The following is a 17,083-nucleotide window of genomic DNA, read 5'->3' on the forward strand; positions in this document are numbered from 1 at the left end:
TTACGCGCCCGTGCCGTTGTTGCCGGAAGTGTCGCCCGTGGCCGGCCGGCGGCGCTCGAAGGCGCGGCGCACGCGGCGCGCCAGCGAATCGAAGCCGAGGTAGATCACCGGCGTGGTGAACAGCGTCAGCACCTGCGAGACGATCAGGCCGCCGGCGATCGCGATGCCGAGCGGCTTGCGCAGCTCGGAGCCCGCGCCCGAGCCGACGATCAGCGGCAGCGCGCCGAGCAGCGCGGCCAGCGTGGTCATCAGGATCGGCCGGAAGCGCAGCAGGCAGGCCTGGTAGATCGCCTCGCGCGGCGACTTGCCCTCCACGCGTTCGGCCTCCAGCGCGAAGTCGATCATCATGATCGCGTTCTTCTTGACGATGCCGATCAGCAGCACGATGCCGATGATGCCGATGATGTCCAGATCGTGCCCGGTGACGATCAGCGCGAGCAGCGCGCCCACCCCGGCCGACGGCAGCGTCGACAGAATGGTGATCGGGTGGATGTAGCTCTCGTAGAGCACGCCGAGCACGATGTACATCGTCACGATCGCGGCCAGGATCAGGAACAGCTGGTTCGACAGCGACGACTGGAACGCCAGCGCGGCGCCCTGGAAGCGCGTCTGGAACGAGGCGGGCAGGCCGATCGCCTTCTCGGCCGCCTCGATCGCCTTGACGCCCTCGCCGAGCGAGGCGCCCTGCGCGAGATTGAACGACACCGTCGCGGCCGGGAACTGGCCGAGGTGGGTGACGAGCAGCGGCGCGGCGCGTTCGTGGAACGTGGCGATCGACGACAGCGGCACCTGGCCGCCGCCCGCCGACGGCAGGTAGATGCCGTTCAGCGAATCGGCGTAGTGCTGCATCTGCGGCTCGGCCTCGAGAATCACGCGGTACTGGTTCGACTGCGTGAAGATGGTCGAGACGATGCGCTGGCCGTACGCGTCGTACAGCGCGTTGTCGACGGTGGCCGGCGTGATGCCGAAGCGCGCGGCGGTGGCGCGATCGATCTCGACGTACACCGACTTGCCGTTGGCCTGCAGATCGGTGGCCACGTCGGCCAGTGAAGGCTCCTGCTGGAGCTGGCGCATCAGCTTCGGCACCCAGGTCGCGAAGTCGTCCGGGTTTGGGCTGGTCAGCAGGAACTGGTACTGGGTCGGGCTGACCGTGGAGTCGATCGTCAGATCCTGCACCGGCTGCATGTAGAGCGCGATGCCGGGCAGGTTCGACACCTGCTTTTGCAGGTCGCGGATGATCTGCGTGGCCGAGTCGCTGCGGTCGTCGCGGTTCTTCAGGTTGATCAGCATCCGCCCGCTGTTGAGCGTGATGTTCGAGCCGTCCACGCCGATGAACGAGGTCAGGCCGTCCACGTTCGGGTTCTTGAGGATCTGCGCGGCCAGCGCCTGCTGGCGCTCGGCCATCGAGCCGTACGACACGGCCTGCGGCGCCTGGGTGATGGCCTGGATCACGCCGGTGTCCTGCACCGGGAAGAAACCCTTCGGAATGAACACGTAGAGCAGGGCGGTCAGCGCCAGCGTGAGCACCGCCACCACCAGGGTGGACGCCTGGCGCTCGAGCACCCAGCGCAGCGCCGTGCCGTAGCGCGCGATCACCTTGTCGATCACCTTGTGCACGCGCGTCTCGAAGCGGTGCTCGCCCATCGGCGGCGTGTGGCGCAGCAGCTTCGCGCACATCATCGGCACCAGCGTGAGCGACACCACCGCCGAGATCACGATGGTCACCGCCAGCGTGATCGCGAACTCGTGGAACAGCCGGCCCACCACGTCGCCCATGAACAGCAGCGGGATCAGCACCGCGATCAGCGACACCGTCAGCGAGATGATGGTGAAGCCGATCTGCCGCGAGCCCTTCAGCGCGGCTTCCAGCGGCCCTTCGCCTTCCTCCACGTAGCGCGCGATGTTCTCGATCATGACGATCGCATCGTCCACCACGAAGCCGGTGGCGATGGTCAGCGCCATCAGCGAGAGGTTGTTCAGCGAGAAGCCGGCCATGTACATCACGGCCAGCGTGCCGATCAGCGACAGCGGCACCGACAGGCTCGGGATGATGGTGGCGTAGATGTTGGCCAGGAACAGGTACATCACCAGCACCACCAGCACCACCGCCAGCGCCAGTTCGAACTGCACGTCGCGCACGGCGGCGCGGATCATGGTGGTGCGGTCGGTGACGATCTGCACGTCGAGCGAGGCGGGCAGCGTTTCCTGGAGCTTGGGCAGGATCTGCTTGATCGCGTCGACCGTCTGGATCACGTTCGCACCGGGCTGGCGCTGCACGTTGACGATGATGGCCGGTTCCGAATCCACCCAGGCGCCGAGCTTGGTGTTCTCGGTGCCGGCGATCACCTTCGCTACGTCGGTCAGCATCACCGGGCGGCCGTTCTTGTAGGCCACCACGGCGGTGTTGTACTGATCGGCGCTGGTCAGCTGATCGTTGGCGTTGATCGTGTAGGCGCGCGTCGGGCCGTCGAAGTTGCCCTTCGGCGTGTTGACGTTCAGGTTCGAGATGGTGGTGCGCAGGTCGTCGAGGTTCAGCCCGTATTGCGCGAGCGCGAGCGGGTTGGCCTGAATCCGCACGGCCGGCCGGTTGCCGCCCGACAGGCTCACCAGGCCCACGCCCGACACCTGCGAAATTTTCATCGCGAGGCGCGTGTCGGTCAGGTCCTGCACCTGCGAGAGCGGCAGCGTTTTCGAGGTGATCGCGAGCGTGAGGATGGGCGCGTCGGCCGGGTTGACCTTGGCGTAGATCGGCGGCGCGGGCAGGTCCGACGGCAGCAGGTTGCCGGCCGCGTTGATGGCGGCCTGCACTTCCTGCTCGGCGATGTCGAGCGGCAGGTCGAGGCTGAACTGCAGCGTGATGACCGAGGCGCCCGCCGAGCTTTGCGAGGACATCTGGTTCAGCGACGGCATCTGCCCGAACTGGCGCTCCAGCGGCGCGGTGACCGAGGAGGTCATCACCTCGGGGCTCGCACCGGGGTAGAACGTCTGCACCTGGATGGTCGGGTAATCGACCTCGGGCAGCGCGGCCAGCGGCAGGAAGCGCAGCGAAACCAGGCCGGCCAGCATGATCGCCGCCATCAGCAAGGCGGTGCCGACCGGGCGAAGAATGAATAGACGGGATGGATTCATCGATCAGGCGTGGTCTTGGGCATCATTGCGCGGCGGATTGGGATGCGCCGTGATGGCGGTGGCCATGGGCGCCGGACGCGCCGGAGGCGCCGTGGGCATGCGCGCCCGATGCGCCCGATGCGGCGGCGGCGCCCGATGCACCTTGCGGATGCGCGGCCGGAATCGTGATCTTCGCGCCTTCGCGCAGGCGATCGACGCCGTCCGTCACCACGCGCTCGCCCACCTGCACGCCCTGGGCGATGCTGGTGCGTTCGCCGTCCACCGGGCCGGGCTTGACCTTGCGGACCGTGACGGTGTTGTCCGGCTTGACGATATAGACGAACTGGCCGATCGAGCCGGTCTGCACGGCGGCGGTCGGCACGATCACGGCGTCGCGCAGGGTGTCGACCAGCAGCCGCGTGTTGACGAACTGATTCGGGAACAGCAGGTTGTTCTTGTTGGCGAACGTGGCGCGCAGCTTCACGGTGCCGGTGGTGGTGTCCACCTGGTTGTCGAGCGTTTCGAGCGAACCGGCTTCCAGCGGCACCGTGTTGTTGCGGTTGTAGGCCGTGACCGACAGCGTCTGGCCCGCGTTGACCTGCTTGAGGATCTGCGGAAGGTTGTCTTCCGAGGTGGTGAACAGCACGCTCATCGGCTGCAACTGCGTGATCACGACGAGGCCGTTGGTGTCGCCGGACGTCACGTAGTTGCCCGCATCGACCTGGCGCAGGCCCACCCGGCCCGACACCGGCGCCGTGATGCGTGCGTAGGTCAGGTTCAGCTTGGCCGAATCGATCGAGGCCTGGTCGGTCTTGACGGTGCCTTCGTATTGCTTGACCAGCGAGGCTTGCGTGTCGGTTTGCTGCTTAGAGATCGAATCCTGCGCGAGCAGCGTTTGATAGCGCTGCAGGTCGAGCCGCGCGGTGGCGAGCAGCGCCTGGTCGCGGGCGAGCGTGCCCTGGGCGGTTTCGAGCGAGACCTGGTAGGGGCGCGGGTCGATCTGCGCGAGCAGGTCGCCCTTCTTGACCATCTGGCCTTCGGTGAAATTCACCGATTGCAGATAGCCGGAGAGCTGGGTCTTGACCGTCACGTTGGCCAGCGGGGTGACGGTGCCGAGCGCGGACAGCACGATCGGCATTTCGCCGCGGGTGGCGGTGGCCACCTGCACCGGCTGCGGCTGGTTGGCGAAATCGGCCGGGCCGCCGTGACGGCGGCCTCCCGTCTGGCCTGCGGCCTGGCCGTTGGCGGGCGCGTCGGCCTTCTTCCACGGATGCCACCACAGCAGCGCGCCGCCGATCACGACGAGCGCGGCCACCCCGATCGCGATCGGACGGCGCTTGCGCGGCGCCGGATCATGCGGCGGAGGAGCGGGGGAGCGAGGCGTTTGGGATTCCGGATTGTTCATGTTCGATCTGACTGACGCTGGCGTGAGCGGGCGTGGGAGGCGCCGCGCGAGACCCGCCGCCGGGGCGGGCCGCTGGGACGGCGAAAGAGCGGAGCGCCCATGCGGGCGCGAGGTTGCATGATGCTACGTGCGACCCGGGCGATCGTCTAGCGAACTTTCTTTCAACGGTTTACTGGGGTAACCACTTGTATATCGCGATGACCCGCCGGTGACGTGCCGATGACGTGTGCGTGACGATTCGACGGTCGCGCCGGCCGGCCGCTCGCCGTGATCGGCCCGGCCCCGGCAGGCCGGCTAGCGGCGCGGGGCCACCGATCCGCCGATCTCGCGGGCGATCCTGGCGACGCACTCGAGCAGGGCCGGCACGGCGGTCTCGAGCAGCGCCTCGGCCGAATGCTGCATGGCCGCGCCGCCGCAGTTGACCGCGTAGCACTGGCCCGACGGGCCGACGAAGCCGGCCGCCACCGCGTTCAGCCCGTCGCGCCATTCGCCGATTGCGATCGCATAGCCGTTGCGCCGGGTGTCGTCGAGCGCGGCGTCGAGCCGGGCCTGCGCCAGCGGCCAGTCGTCGCCATGCGCGGTCTGCAGGGCGACCACCAGCTCGCGGCGCTCGCTGTCCTGCAGCGCGGCCAGGTAGGCGCGGCCCACCGCGGTGCGGACGATGTCCATCCGCGAGCCCACTTCGAGCCGCGTGACGAGCACCGCCGAGCGCGGCCGGATCACGTCGATCGCGACCATGTCGAGCCGATCGCGCACCGCAAGGTGAACCGACAGCGAGGTACGCTCGGCCAGTTCGATCAGGAACGGTCGCGAGCGGGCGCGGATATCGAAGTTGCGCAGGTAGCCGTTGCTTAGTTCGAGCACGGACGCGGTCAGCACGAAGCGTTCGCTGTCGGGCAGCCGAAACAGGAAGCCGGCGCCCACGAGGGTGGCGGTGATGCGCGAGACGGTCGGTTTGGGAATACCTGTTATTTCTGTCAGTTCGCGGTTGCTGACCGGTGCATCGGCGGCGGCCACGCAACGCAATACGGCGAGCCCTCTGGCGAGCGCCGAAATCTCATCCGTCGAGGATTCGCGATCTTTCGCGGCGCTTGCCGCGTTATTCATTGTCGACACGAAGGCCTCTCACTTTTCTGAAACAAAATTTCATATTTGCAGAAATAGTACGACAATTATCGAATCGTGCATGTTTTACCGACAACGTATCATGCGATGACAGAGTGTCGGATGTCCCCGGTTTTGAAGGGTTTTCTCCCAAGCTTGTGTCGCAAAATTCACAATTGCGCCGTATTTTTCTCTTGACTTGGGATCGGGAAACGGAAAAAATGTGCCTGAATTTCGAAACAACGTTTCGTCAGTTTTACCGATAACGATGTTTCGATGCAGTCTCTCAGGTTCTAGCACGGCCCTCGGAATGGCTAGAACTTTTTAAGCGCCACGGTCACCCGTGGCGCTTTTTTTTTGCTTCATTAATCCGGCCCCATTTGTTCAAATAGTGGGATTTTTGCCGAAAAATGGCGGCCCGGATGCGTTAAACGTCGCCTGTCTGATATGCCAGCTTAACCCGGGCCGCTCGGGGCCGGACCGGGGGGCGCCCGCAGGCGGCCGCCATGCCGGGCGCGGCGCCATAAAAAAACGCGCTGCAGGGAAGGGCAGCGCGTGCAGAAAACGGCCCGAAGGCCGTGACGGATGAAACCGGATTTCGCGAAGCGCGGCGGCCCTCAGGCCTTGGCGAGCTTGATGCCGGTGGCTTCGGCGGTCAGGTAGCCGACGCTGGCGCCGAACCGATCCTTGAAGTTGGCGCGCACCAGCGGGTCGAGCGTGGCCTTGACCTTGTCGTGCAGCGGCGATTCCCAATCGCCGACGTGCTGGAAGTTGCTCATGATGTAGGTCCAGCCGTTGATCTCGTCCACCGCGTGCAGGCCGGTGGATTCCGCGCCGGACGGGCAAGACAGCACGCGCGACAGCGTCTTGGTGTCGACGTTGTAGGCCCACAGGAAGTTGTTGACGTGCATCCCGGAATCCTCGCCGATGAACAGCGTGCGCAGCTTTTCCGAGAACTTCAGGTTGTCCGGGTTGGCGATCCGGTCGGCATTGGCCGTGTTGCCGAGCGCGTCGGCCGTGGCCAGATCCTCGCCCACCAGCGCCGCCGGGGCGCTCATGTCGACCGGCACCCAGGCGCTGTCGATCGCCGTGCCCGAGGTGTCGCTCTGGCCGCCCTTCAGGTTCAGCGCGTAGACGGCGCCCGCCGAGATCTTCTTGTCCACCGCCACGTCGCGCGACACCGCGTTGCCCTTGACCATCGAGGTCTCGATGCGCGACATCGCCGTGTACACCACCTTGTCCTTCGCGTTGACGGTGGTGCCTTCGAGCTTGGTGAAGCCCATGCTGGCGCCGATCAGCGCCGCGTAGCGGTGCGTTTCCAGGAACGCGGCCGCTTTTTCCATGCCCGGCTTGATGCGGATCCAGTTGAACTTGCCGCTGAAGTGGATCTTCGTGTACGACGCGTCGCCCGGATCGGCGGTGGCCAGATCCATGATGTCGCTCGCCTTCAGCGTGTTGGCCAGCGCCTCGATCTCGGCGCTCGTCGCGTGGCCGATGCGCAGCCAGCTCAGCGTGGCCGCGCCCGCGCCGGCCGAGGCGGTTTGCGTCCACTTCGCCACGTAGAGCGTGCCGGCCGACAGGTCCGCGGCCTTGTCGGCGATGAACATGAACAGGCCGCCGTTGGTGGCGTCGTCGCCCATCATCACCGTGCGCTGGTCCGGCATCACCTGGATCAGCTCGTGCGAGATCCGGCCGAGGCAGTAGTGCTTCCTGATCGAGCCGGTGCCGTCCGGGTTGACCGTCACTTCCGGCAGGTGGCCGTAGTGGTAGGGGTTGGCGGTCGTCGTGCTGCCGAACGTGTTCTGGCTGTACGCCAGGAATTGCGCGTCGGTGGCGGCCACGGTGGCGTCCGGCTCGTATTCCTCGCTCGACAGGTGGGTGTTCCACGGCGACAGGCTCGCGCCGCAGGTGATCCACAGGCCATGCGCCTTCGAGGTGTCGACGTTGTGGTACTTGACCAGCGTCAGCGCGCCGGTGGCGGCGTCCTGGTCGAGCGTCAGCACGGCGATCGGCGAGGGCAGGCGGCCGTAGGTCGAATCGCCGTTCTGGTTGCGCGTGGTGTATTCGAACTGCACCACCGCGAACACCGGCTTGCCTTTCACGCCGGCCACGCTGGCGTTGGCCAGCGTCAGCAGCGAACTGCCGTCCGGGCAATCCGAGTAGAACTGGCGTTCGCTGCCGGCCTTCGAGGTATCGATGATCGGCTGATTGTTGATGTCGTAGTAGCCGCCCGCGAGGATCGTGCCGCCGCTGCCGTTCGGCACCCGATCGCCGGTCGCGAAGAACGGCTTGTAGGCCAGCTTGTAGTTTCGCGCGCTGCCGTCGGAGAACGACACCGACAGCGTCGAACCCACCGTGGTGGTCGCCATCGCGGCCGGATCGGCCAGCGTGGGCGCGGCCATCGAGGCGAACGTCGCCGCCGCGAAGCTGGCTGCGGGGGCGTTGCCGGCGCCGCCCGTCGTCGGGCCGTTGTCGTCGTCGCCGCCGCAGCCGCTGAGCAGGGCGGGGAGCGCGAGGCCGCCGAGCGGCAGCATCGGCGCGCCGACGAGGATCTTCAGCGCCTGGCGGCGGGAGGTTTTGGGCTGCGCGGTCATGGGTGTCCGGTTCTCGTGTGGGGTCGATGTGGGGCGCTTCCGGGTCTTCCGTTACGGATTGGAAGATTGATGGAAGGTTTTTGTAATACGAGGCGGAGTGTAGGCGGGGTGTGTGAAAGTTTTTTGAATGCTTGTTGTTTGTGTTTTGGAATATTTGATTTGACGAGGGGAGAGCGGAGGGGGCGGCTTTGGCGTCGAGGGATGGAGCGCTGGATTCCGGCGAGCGCGACGGCGAACATCGTCCGGTTGGCGAGCTCGGCGCGGTTGTCTTGCCTGGCGGCGCGATGCGGGACGAGCGGTGGCGACAGGTGTGTCGGGGTGATCGCACGCGCTTCGAGCGAGGCGGCTTGCCTCGCCTCGCCGCGTGGCGCGGCGCGATGCGAGGCAGGGGGGCGGGCCGATTCGCGCCGCCGTTGCGCTCAGCCGTTCAGCCTCTCGTCGATCCGCCGCAGCGTCTCGGCCGCGCCGCCGGCAATCCCGATGCCGTGTTTCGCCGCGATCATCGGTTCGCGCGGGTTGATGCGAATCACGCGCGGGCCGTGGCGTTCGCTGAAACGGCGCACCGTCGGCAGCGCGCCGCCCGCGCCCAGTTTGACCACCACCCGCCTCTCGACCCGTTCGAGCCAGCGCGCGAGGCGCTGCGCTTGCCGGGCGGTGTCGCGTTCGAGCCAGTTCCCGTCACCGAACATCAGGATGTTGGGCCGCGCCAGCGCGCCGCAGTGCGGGCAGCGCGGCATCGCGTTCGTCAGCAGGCAGCGTTCCGTATCGACCTCCGGCGCGAACGCATCGGCCGGCCAGATCGCGCCGGTGCACGCGTCCATGCATTGCAGCCGGTGGATCGTGCCGTGGCATTCGACGACGCGTTCGGCGCCGAAGCCGGCTTGCTGGAATTGGCCGTCCACGTTGCTGGTGAACACGAACGCGCCGTGTGCCATCGCCGCGCCCCAATCGCGCAGCAGCCCGAACCCGGCGTGCGGCACGGTGGCCCGGTACAGCGCCAGCCGGTGCCCGTAGAAGCCCCAGCTCAAGCGCGGCTCGCTCGCGAAGCCGGCCGGGTTCGCGATCGCCTCGAACGCCGTGCCGTGCAGCGCCGGATACGCGCGCCAGAAGCCTTCCGTGCCGCGAAAGTCGGGCAGGCCCGAATCCACGCCCATGCCCGCGCCGGCCGTGACGAGCAGGCCGTCGGCCGCGCGAATCCAATCGGCCGCCTGCGCGATGAGGGTGTCGTCGTCGTGATTCATCGGGCTCTCCTGATCAGCGGAACGTCATAGCCGGAACTGCTGGCGGAAGGTGGCGGCCAGCAGATCGATCGCTTCGCCGGCTTGCTCGCGGCCGGCCGGATCGCGCATCAGCACCACTTCGTGATCGCCGATCGGCGGCAGCGCATCGAGCACGCGCATGCGGCCGGTGACGCGCGCGCGATCGACCAGCGTCACGCCGAGCCCCGATTCGACGCAGGCCTGGATCGCCTGGCTCGACGGGCTTTCGATGATCACGCGCCACGGCGTGCCGGCCTGCTTGAGCGCGGTCATGATCGCCGCGCGGTACGGGCACGGCTCGGCATAGAGCGCCAACGGCAGCGGCTGCGCGGGATCGACCGCGAACCCGCTGCCGGCCACCCACACCGGCGTGGTGACGGTCAGCACGTCGGCCGGCCGCACCGACTGGATCGGCTGCACCACCAAGGCCAGGTCGAGCTGGCCGCGCGCCACCCGCTCGCGCAGCTCGAAACTCGGCGCGGTGCGGATTTCGAGCACCACGTTCGGCCAGCTTGCCGAGAAGCCCGGCAGCAGATCGCGGATCACGTGGGCCGCGTATTCGTCGGGCACGCCGAGCACGATGCGCGCGGCCACCGTGCGGCCGCGAATCTCATCCAGCACGCGATCGTGGGCGCTGAGCAGTTCGCCGGTGCGCGACAGCAACCGCTTGCCGAGCGCCGTCAGCGTGACGCGCTGGTTGTCGCGTTCGAGCAGCCGGCCGCCGGCCACCGCTTCGAGCCGCTGGATATGGATGCTGACCGCCGCCGGGCTCTTGTGCACGAATTCCGCCGCCGCGCGGAACTTGCCGAGGCGCGCCACCGCGTGGAAGGTGCGCAGCAGTTCGATGTCGAGGATGCTGTCCATGATTCCGGTTTATTGAACGACTCGGCCAGTATATTTTGATTTTCGAATCCACGCGCGACGCTTAGGCTGGGTGCATGACTTCGACCCGATCCCCCTGCGCCGCCGCGAGCGTGCCTTCCGTCCCGCCACCGGCCGCGTTTCTGCTTCCGTTGCCGCTGCTCGAATGCCTGATGGTGGTGGCGTGGAGTTCGGGCTTCGTCGGCATCCGCTTTTCGGCCGATTACGCGCCCGTTTATCTGGTGGTGTTCTGGCGCTGCATCGCGTTGTCGATCGGCTTGTTCGGTTTCGTTGCGCGCGAGATCCGCGCGGCGTCGCGAGCGGCGCTGCTGCGCGAGGCCGCGATCGGCGCGCTGGCGATGGCCGGCTACCTGGCCGGCGTGGCGAAGGGGATCGAGCTGGGCGTGTCGGCGGGGCTGTCGGCGCTGATTGCCGATCTGTTGCCGATCGGCACCGTGCTGATTGCCACGTTCGTGCTGCGGGAACGCAGTTCGGGCCGGGTGTGGGCGGGCTTGGCGCTCGGGCTGGCCGGCGTGTCGATGGTGAGCCGCGACACGTTCCGGGTGGGCGCTGCGCCCGTCTGGGCGCTCGGCTTGCCGGTGGCCGGCATGGTGTCGCTGGCGGCGGCGGGCATCTGGCGCAAGCGGCTGTCCGCCGCCGCGCATGCGCCGTCGTTGAGCCCGATGGCCGCGTTGTGGGTGCACGGCGTGGTGACCGCGCTGATCTTCGCCGTGTTGCAGGGCGCGCGCGGCAGCCTGATGCCGGTGGCGAGCGCCGGCTTCGCGGCCGGCGTGGCGTGGACGGCGATCTTCTCGACGCTCGGCGGCTACGGGCTGTATTGGGCCTGCTTGCGGCGCGCGTCGCCGGCGCGGGTGTCGAGCGTGCTGTTCCTGAGCCCGTCGGTCACGCTGGTGTGGGCGTGGGGGATGTTCCACGAGCCGCTGACCTGGCGGATGTTGCTCGGGACGTTCGTGGCCGGGGCGGGGGTGGTGTTGATCGCGCGGCGTGGGAGGTAACGGTGGGCTGCCCCGTACCCCCGCTCAATCCCGTTCGGGCGTGGCCGTAATGCGATGGATCGACAGGTCGGCGCCGTCGAATTCGGCTTCCCGGTCGAGCCGCAGCCCGATGGTCGCCTTCAGCGCGCCATAGACGATCGTGCCGCCAACCAGCGCCACCGCGATGCCGCCGACCGTGCCGAACAACTGCGACACGAACGACACGCCGCCGAGGCCGCCCAGCGCCGGCTGGCCGAACACGCCGGCCGCGATGCCGCCGAGCGCGCCGCACAGGCCGTGCAGCGGCCAGACGCCGAGCACGTCGTCGATGCGCCAGCGGTTCTGCACGCACGTGAACATCACCACTAACAGCGCGCCGGCCGCGGCGCCGGTGGCGAGCGCGCCGAGCGGATGCATCACGTCGGAGCCGGCGCACACGGCCACCAGCCCGGCGAGCGGCCCGTTATAGGTGAAGCCCGGATCGTTGCGGCCCGCGAGCCAGGCGGCCAGCGTGCCGCCGACCATCGCCATCAGCGAATTGACGGCCACCAGGCCGCTGATCTTGTCGAGCGTCTGCGCGCTCATCACGTTGAAGCCGAACCAGCCCACCGCCAGCACCCACGCGCCGAGCGCGAGGAACGGGATGTTCGAGGGCGGGTGCGCGGCGATCCGGCCGTCCTTCGAATAGCGGCCCTGGCGCGCGCCGAGCAGTAGCACGGCCGGCAGCGCGATCCAGCCGCCGAACGCATGCACCACCACCGAGCCGGCGAAATCGTGGAACGGCGCGCCGAACGCGTGCGTCAGCCAATCCTGGATGCCGAAGCGGTCGTTCCAGGCAATGCCTTCGAAGAACGGATAGATCAACCCGACGATCACCGAGGTGGCGATCAACTGCGGGTTGAACTTGGCGCGCTCGGCGATGCCGCCCGACACGATCGCCGGGATCGCCGCCGCGAACGTCAGCAGGAAGAAGAAGCGCACCAGCGCATAGCCGTTGTGCCGGGCCAGCGTGCCGATGTCGTCGAAGAACTCGATGCCGTAGGCGATCGTGTAGCCGATGAAGAAATACGCGATCGTCGACACCGAGAAGTCGACGAGGATCTTCACCAGCGCGTTGACCTGATTCTTCTTGCGCACCGTGCCCAGTTCGAGGAACGCGAAGCCGGCGTGCATCGCCAGCACCATGGCTGCACCGAGAAGGAGAAATAAGGTGTCGGTGGCCGATTTGAGACTGTCCATCCTGTTGCCCGTGTTTGCGCGAAAAGGGGGCATTTGAGCAAGATTCGGGCCAATCAGGGGAATCAATGCGTGAATTCGGTGCGAAACCGCACCGGATCGGGGTGCCGGGGGGGTGCTGGCTTTACGATCGATGCGTGAGGCGGGCGAATTCTTCCGGCTGCACGTACGTGGTGCCGGCGAATGGATTGTGGTGGTGCGTGTGTGCCGCTAAATGGTGCGTGCGTTGGTGTGTACGGCAGGGGCGCCGGCGCTCAATGCGCCGAGAAAATGCGCCGCGGGCGCAGCAGCCGCCAGCCGCAGCACGCGCAGCCGAGCGAGAGCGCGATGCAGGTCACGGCGATCAGCAGCAACGGTGCCGGCGGCAGGTCGAACGGGGCGCTCCAGCCGAACGGCGCGATCATGCCTTGCGCGACGATCACGCTGGCGATCCAGCCGCCGATCACCGCCAGCACGAGCCACAGCGTGGCGTGCCGCCGCCGTCGCCGCTCGGTGGCATCGGGTGAGCGCCGATGCACATGCCGGCAAAACGAGAGCGTCGCGCCGAGCGTGACGAGCAACACGATCAGCCAATCGAGTTCATTGATCATGGAAACGACCGCCGCACAAATTCATGGTGCGATCGACTATAGGTAGCGCACCGCGGGCCGCCTATGGGTTCAATCCGAAAGATTGTCCGATTTGTCTGAAAGGGAATGTAATCCTGACGTGGCGCTAGCTCGCCGCCGTCGTATCATCGCGATTCCCGCATCGAGAGGGCGCGTTGTCGCGCCAACCAACATGAAGCATCCCTTTCGGTTTTCCTTCCTTGCCCCGGTTCGTCATGCCGCGCCCCGGCGCAGCAGCCTGACGGCGATCGCCGCCGCCGCCCTGGCGGCCGGCATGCTGGCCGGTTGCGACAAGCCGGCGGACTCGAACGCGTCGACGCCGGATCACGCAGCTAGCGCCGTGGCCGATGCGGCCGCCCACGCGGCCAAGAAGCTCGATCAGGCCGCCAGCTTTGTGGACAGCCAGATCGCCGCCGCCAAGGCCGGCGTGGCGTCGGCCGCTTCGGCCGTGCCGCCCGTGTCGGCCAGCGACGTGGCGTCGGCCGCGCAAGCGCATTTGAAGAGCGCCGCCGCGAACGCGTTCGGGCTGGCCGCCTCGGCCGCCGGCACCGGCCTCGAATCGGCCGGCCGCAAGCTCCAGCAATGGAGCCGGGATAACGCGCCTGCGTCGTCTTCCTCGTCCACTTCGTCGTCCGATACCGAGAAGTCGGCGAACAACTGAGGTTCTGGCAAACGCGCCGCGTACGTATTTATCCCGGTCGACGTTGCCAATAAAGTTTTCATAATGTTCCCCGTATAGTATTCGGCGTAGAAAAATTTTCTACGCCAACAAGACCAACAGGAACGGGGAATGGACCATATCGATCGCAAGTTGCTGGAACTGCTGCAAGCCGACTCGACGCTGCCGATCGCCGAACTGGCCCAGAAGGTGAATCTGTCGCAAACCCCATGCTGGAAGCGGATTCAGCGGCTCAAGGATACGGGCGCGATCCGTGCCCAGGTGGCGTTGTGCGATGCGCGCAAGCTCGGCGTCGGCACCACGGTGTTCGTCGCGGTGCGCACCAATCAGCACACCGAGGAATGGGCGCGCACCTTCATGCAGGTGGTGTGTGATATCCCGGAAGTGGTCGAGGTGTACCGCATGAGCGGCGAAACCGATTACCTGCTGCGCGTGGTGGTGGCCGACATTGCCGATTACGATCGCGTCTACAAGCATCTGATCCGCGCCGTGCCGCTGTTCGACGTCAGTTCCTCGTTCGCGATGGAGCAGATCAAGTACTCGACGGCGCTGCCGGTGCGCAGCGGCACCGCAGCCGTATGAGCCCGTATAGGCCGGTATAGGCAAACAGGCAGGCCATGAACCAGCAGCCCAGGAAGAACCCGGTACGCGGCGTGTCCGTGATGATCGTCGTGATCGTGCTCGCGGTGATCGGCGTGGTGCTCTACAACGCGATCTCGGAGAAGCGGGCGTACGACACGGCGCATGGGGGCGAGGCGGCTTCCGGCGAGGCGGCATCGGCCGTGGCGGCTTCCGCGTCCGTGGCGTCGGCCGCATCCGGCGCAGGCAACTGAGCGCCGCGCCGCCGGGCAGGTACGTCGGAGGCTCGGCCGATCAGGCCGGCAACCGGATCACGCTCGCATCCTTGCGGATCAGCAGCGACGACGCCAGCATCTGCTTGCACTGGTGCGCCAGCACCTTGAGGTCGTGCGTCAGCTCGGTGCCGACCTGGTTCGACTTCTCCGCCTCCACCACCATCGAATCGAGATCGCGCGTGAGCTGCCTGGTCAGCTCGCCCTGATTGCCGGGCGGCGCCACGCCGGCTTCGGCCTGTTCGAGGTTCTCGCGCACCTGGGCCAACCCGTTCTGCAGCGCCGCGTAGGTGTCGGGCGCGCTGTCGCCGGTGGCGTTGCGCAGCAGCGGCGCGGCGGCGGTGATCTGCGCGCCGAGCACGTGCGCCTGCACCAGCAGGTCGTTCAGCTCGGGCACGAAGCGTTGCTGGGCCTTCGGTTCGAGCATCATGCGCTGGAATGCCTGGCCGAGATTGGCGAACGCGATATGCACGTTCTTGCGCGCGAGCCGATACGGATAATCGCTTTCGAGCGGCGAGGCCTTCGGGTTTTCCGCCGCGCTCGCCACCGCCTGCACCACCGCCGCGCCGTCGACCGCCGCCACCGATGGCGCATCCTGCGCCTTGCCGCTCCCGGCCCGCCAGGCTGCCTCGAAATACTTGCGCGTGTTGCCCAGCACGTCGTCCACCAGCTTGCCCATCGCGCGGTATTCCCAGTAAGGGAACAGGCGGCTCGCGGCGATCGCGATCATGCAGCCCACCACGGTGTCGATCATGCGTTCGCCGATGATGCGCATGCCGCCCGGCGCGAGCAGATGGAACATCAGCAGCACGTAGGACGACGTGAACACCACGCTGGCCGCGTAGTTGAACAGCAGCAGGCTGTAGCTCATCACCATCGAGCCGAACATGATCGCGATCAGCAGCGGCGGCGATTTCACCGTGTAGATCAGCGCGATGCTGATCGCGCAGCCGAGCAGGGTGCCGACGATCCGCTGCGCGTTGCGCTGCTTGGTCAGCGAATAGCCGGGCTTCAGGATGATGATGGTGGTCATCACGATCCAGTAGGCGTTGGTCAGCGGCAGCAGGCGGCCGAGCCAGAACGCCACCGCGACGGCCCCCGTCACGCGCAGCGCATGGCGAAAGCTCGGCGAGCCGAAATTGAGGTTCGAGAAGATCAGCATCGGCGAGAGCCGGCGGCGCTGCAGGAAGCGCGCGAGGGTCTGGTCGATCTTCAGCTCGGTTTGCGCGACGTCCGGCGTGGCGGCCAGCGTGCGCCGCATCTTGTCGATCAGGCGCGTGGCGCTCCAGATGCGCCGGAACGTGGCCAGCACGGCCGCATAGGCTTCCGGGTTGGTTTCCGGGAAGTTCTTCTTGCGCATCAGCTCGATCTCGTATTCGATCGCGCGCAGTTCGGCCTTCACGCTGGTGCGGGTTTGCGGCGCGCGGTTCTGCAGCACGGCGAGGCCCACCGTTTCGAGATCGGCGGCCGCCTTGCGGATCAGGTCGCGATAGAACAGCAGCATGTCCGATTCGCCGAACGTGCTGCGCACGAGCGGGTAATCGGTATGGGCGCCGACGAACATCTCGTGCAGGTCGACGCTGTTGATGAACAGGTTGAACATCAGCGTGCGGGCGCGGTCGAGCTTGCCGCCGCGCAGCTTCGGCAGGTTGCGCAGCACGATGTCGCGCGCGGTTTCCTGCGATTCGACGGCCGCCACCTGCTTGACGACGAGGTTGCGGTAGCACTCGTCGAGATCGGCTTCGAGATCGTAGAAATCGGCGCGCGCGAGCAGGTAGCCGGCCAGCGCGAACAGGCTGTCGGCCAGCGCCTGCTGCTCGATGCGGCGCGCCTGCCAGCGCGACACGAGCGTGGCCCAGTAGGTGTACCAGAGGCCGCCGGCGAGAATCCAAGCGGCGTTGATCAGCGCCTCCATGGGCGTGAAACTTTCCTCCAGTGTCATCACCATCATGAACAGCGTGGCGAAGCTGATTTGCGGCCAGCGGTTGCCATACACCACGATCAGCGACAGCACGAACGTGAGCGGCACGATGGTCAGCCACAGCGCGAAGATGTTCGGCGTGGCGAGGCCCGTGGCCAGCGCCGACAGGAAGCCGATCACGCTGCACGCGAGCATTTCGTTGTGCTTGTACTTGAGCGGGCCGGGCATGTCGACCACGCAGGCGCCGAGCGCACCGGTGGCGATCGTGAAGCCGAGATCGCGATCGTTGAACACGATCAGGCACAGCACCGCCGGCAACGACACGCCGACGGCGATCCGCAGGCCGCCGAAGAAATACTGGCTGTACAGGAACTTCTTGATTTCGATCGAATAGCGCATCGAGGACAGTTGGCGAACAGCGCGGGCAGGCGGACGAGTCTATCGTATTTCGTCGCCCCGAAA

At 66.9% G+C, this 17,083-nt stretch carries 13 protein-coding genes; 4 read left to right on the forward strand and 9 right to left on the reverse strand.

Annotated features, from left to right (window positions below; translation table 11 throughout):
• From AB4850_RS17880 to AB4850_RS17905, 6 genes are all read right to left on the reverse strand, one after another.
• A complete protein-coding gene (locus tag AB4850_RS17880; protein ID WP_414444348.1) occupies positions 1-3,129 on the reverse strand; it encodes an MdtB/MuxB family multidrug efflux RND transporter permease subunit in 3,129 nt (1,042 codons plus the stop codon).
• Positions 3,130-3,151: 22 nt separating this feature from the next.
• A complete protein-coding gene (locus AB4850_RS17885) occupies positions 3,152-4,513 on the reverse strand; it encodes an MdtA/MuxA family multidrug efflux RND transporter periplasmic adaptor subunit (RefSeq protein WP_414444349.1) in 1,362 nt (453 codons plus the stop codon).
• 294 nt (positions 4,514-4,807) lie between these two features.
• Complete coding sequence (locus AB4850_RS17890) at positions 4,808-5,620, reverse strand: IclR family transcriptional regulator (protein WP_414445541.1); 813 nt, start codon at positions 5,618-5,620, stop codon at positions 4,808-4,810.
• A gap of 614 nt (positions 5,621-6,234) precedes the next feature.
• Positions 6,235-8,211, reverse strand: coding sequence for a PhoX family protein (locus AB4850_RS17895; RefSeq protein ID WP_414444350.1), 1,977 nt, complete (start codon positions 8,209-8,211; stop codon positions 6,235-6,237).
• A 419-nt stretch (positions 8,212-8,630) separates the two neighbouring features.
• Entirely contained in the window at positions 8,631-9,452 is an 822-nt protein-coding gene (locus AB4850_RS17900; RefSeq protein ID WP_414444351.1) for an SIR2 family NAD-dependent protein deacylase, read from the reverse strand.
• 24 nt (positions 9,453-9,476) lie between these two features.
• The gene (locus AB4850_RS17905; protein ID WP_414444352.1) at positions 9,477-10,334 is read right to left on the reverse strand and encodes a LysR substrate-binding domain-containing protein; all 858 of its coding nucleotides are present in this window, start codon (positions 10,332-10,334) and stop codon (positions 9,477-9,479) included.
• 74 nt (positions 10,335-10,408) lie between these two features.
• On the opposite strand from AB4850_RS17905, the gene AB4850_RS17910 reads away from it, so the two are divergent.
• On the forward strand, positions 10,409-11,347 hold the full coding sequence (locus AB4850_RS17910) for a DMT family transporter (protein ID WP_414444353.1): 939 nt from the start codon (positions 10,409-10,411) through the stop codon (positions 11,345-11,347).
• A gap of 24 nt (positions 11,348-11,371) precedes the next feature.
• Here AB4850_RS17910 and AB4850_RS17915 read toward each other — a convergent pair whose 3' ends face one another.
• Positions 11,372-12,565, reverse strand: coding sequence for an ammonium transporter (locus AB4850_RS17915; RefSeq protein ID WP_414444354.1), 1,194 nt, complete (start codon positions 12,563-12,565; stop codon positions 11,372-11,374).
• A 251-nt stretch (positions 12,566-12,816) separates the two neighbouring features.
• Positions 12,817-13,152: a hypothetical protein gene (locus AB4850_RS17920; RefSeq protein ID WP_414444355.1), complete on the reverse strand. Its 336-nt coding sequence runs from the start codon at positions 13,150-13,152 to the stop codon at positions 12,817-12,819.
• A 190-nt stretch (positions 13,153-13,342) separates the two neighbouring features.
• Between AB4850_RS17920 and AB4850_RS17925 the strand changes: the two genes are divergently transcribed.
• The 3 genes from AB4850_RS17925 (at position 13,343) to AB4850_RS17935 (ending at position 14,682) form a co-directional block, all read left to right on the forward strand.
• The gene (locus AB4850_RS17925) at positions 13,343-13,831 is read left to right on the forward strand and encodes a hypothetical protein (RefSeq protein WP_414444356.1); all 489 of its coding nucleotides are present in this window, start codon (positions 13,343-13,345) and stop codon (positions 13,829-13,831) included.
• A 129-nt stretch (positions 13,832-13,960) separates the two neighbouring features.
• Positions 13,961-14,431, forward strand: a complete 471-nt coding sequence (locus AB4850_RS17930) for an Lrp/AsnC family transcriptional regulator (RefSeq protein WP_414444357.1) — start codon at positions 13,961-13,963, stop codon at positions 14,429-14,431.
• A gap of 35 nt (positions 14,432-14,466) precedes the next feature.
• Positions 14,467-14,682: a hypothetical protein gene (locus AB4850_RS17935; protein ID WP_414444358.1), complete on the forward strand. Its 216-nt coding sequence runs from the start codon at positions 14,467-14,469 to the stop codon at positions 14,680-14,682.
• 40 nt (positions 14,683-14,722) lie between these two features.
• Here AB4850_RS17935 and AB4850_RS17940 read toward each other — a convergent pair whose 3' ends face one another.
• On the reverse strand, positions 14,723-17,020 hold the full coding sequence (locus AB4850_RS17940; protein WP_414444359.1) for an FUSC family protein: 2,298 nt from the start codon (positions 17,018-17,020) through the stop codon (positions 14,723-14,725).
• Positions 17,021-17,083 lie beyond the last annotated feature (63 nt).

The organism is Burkholderia sp. 22PA0106 (genome assembly GCF_047497155.1).
Lineage (GTDB): Bacteria > Pseudomonadota > Gammaproteobacteria > Burkholderiales > Burkholderiaceae > Burkholderia.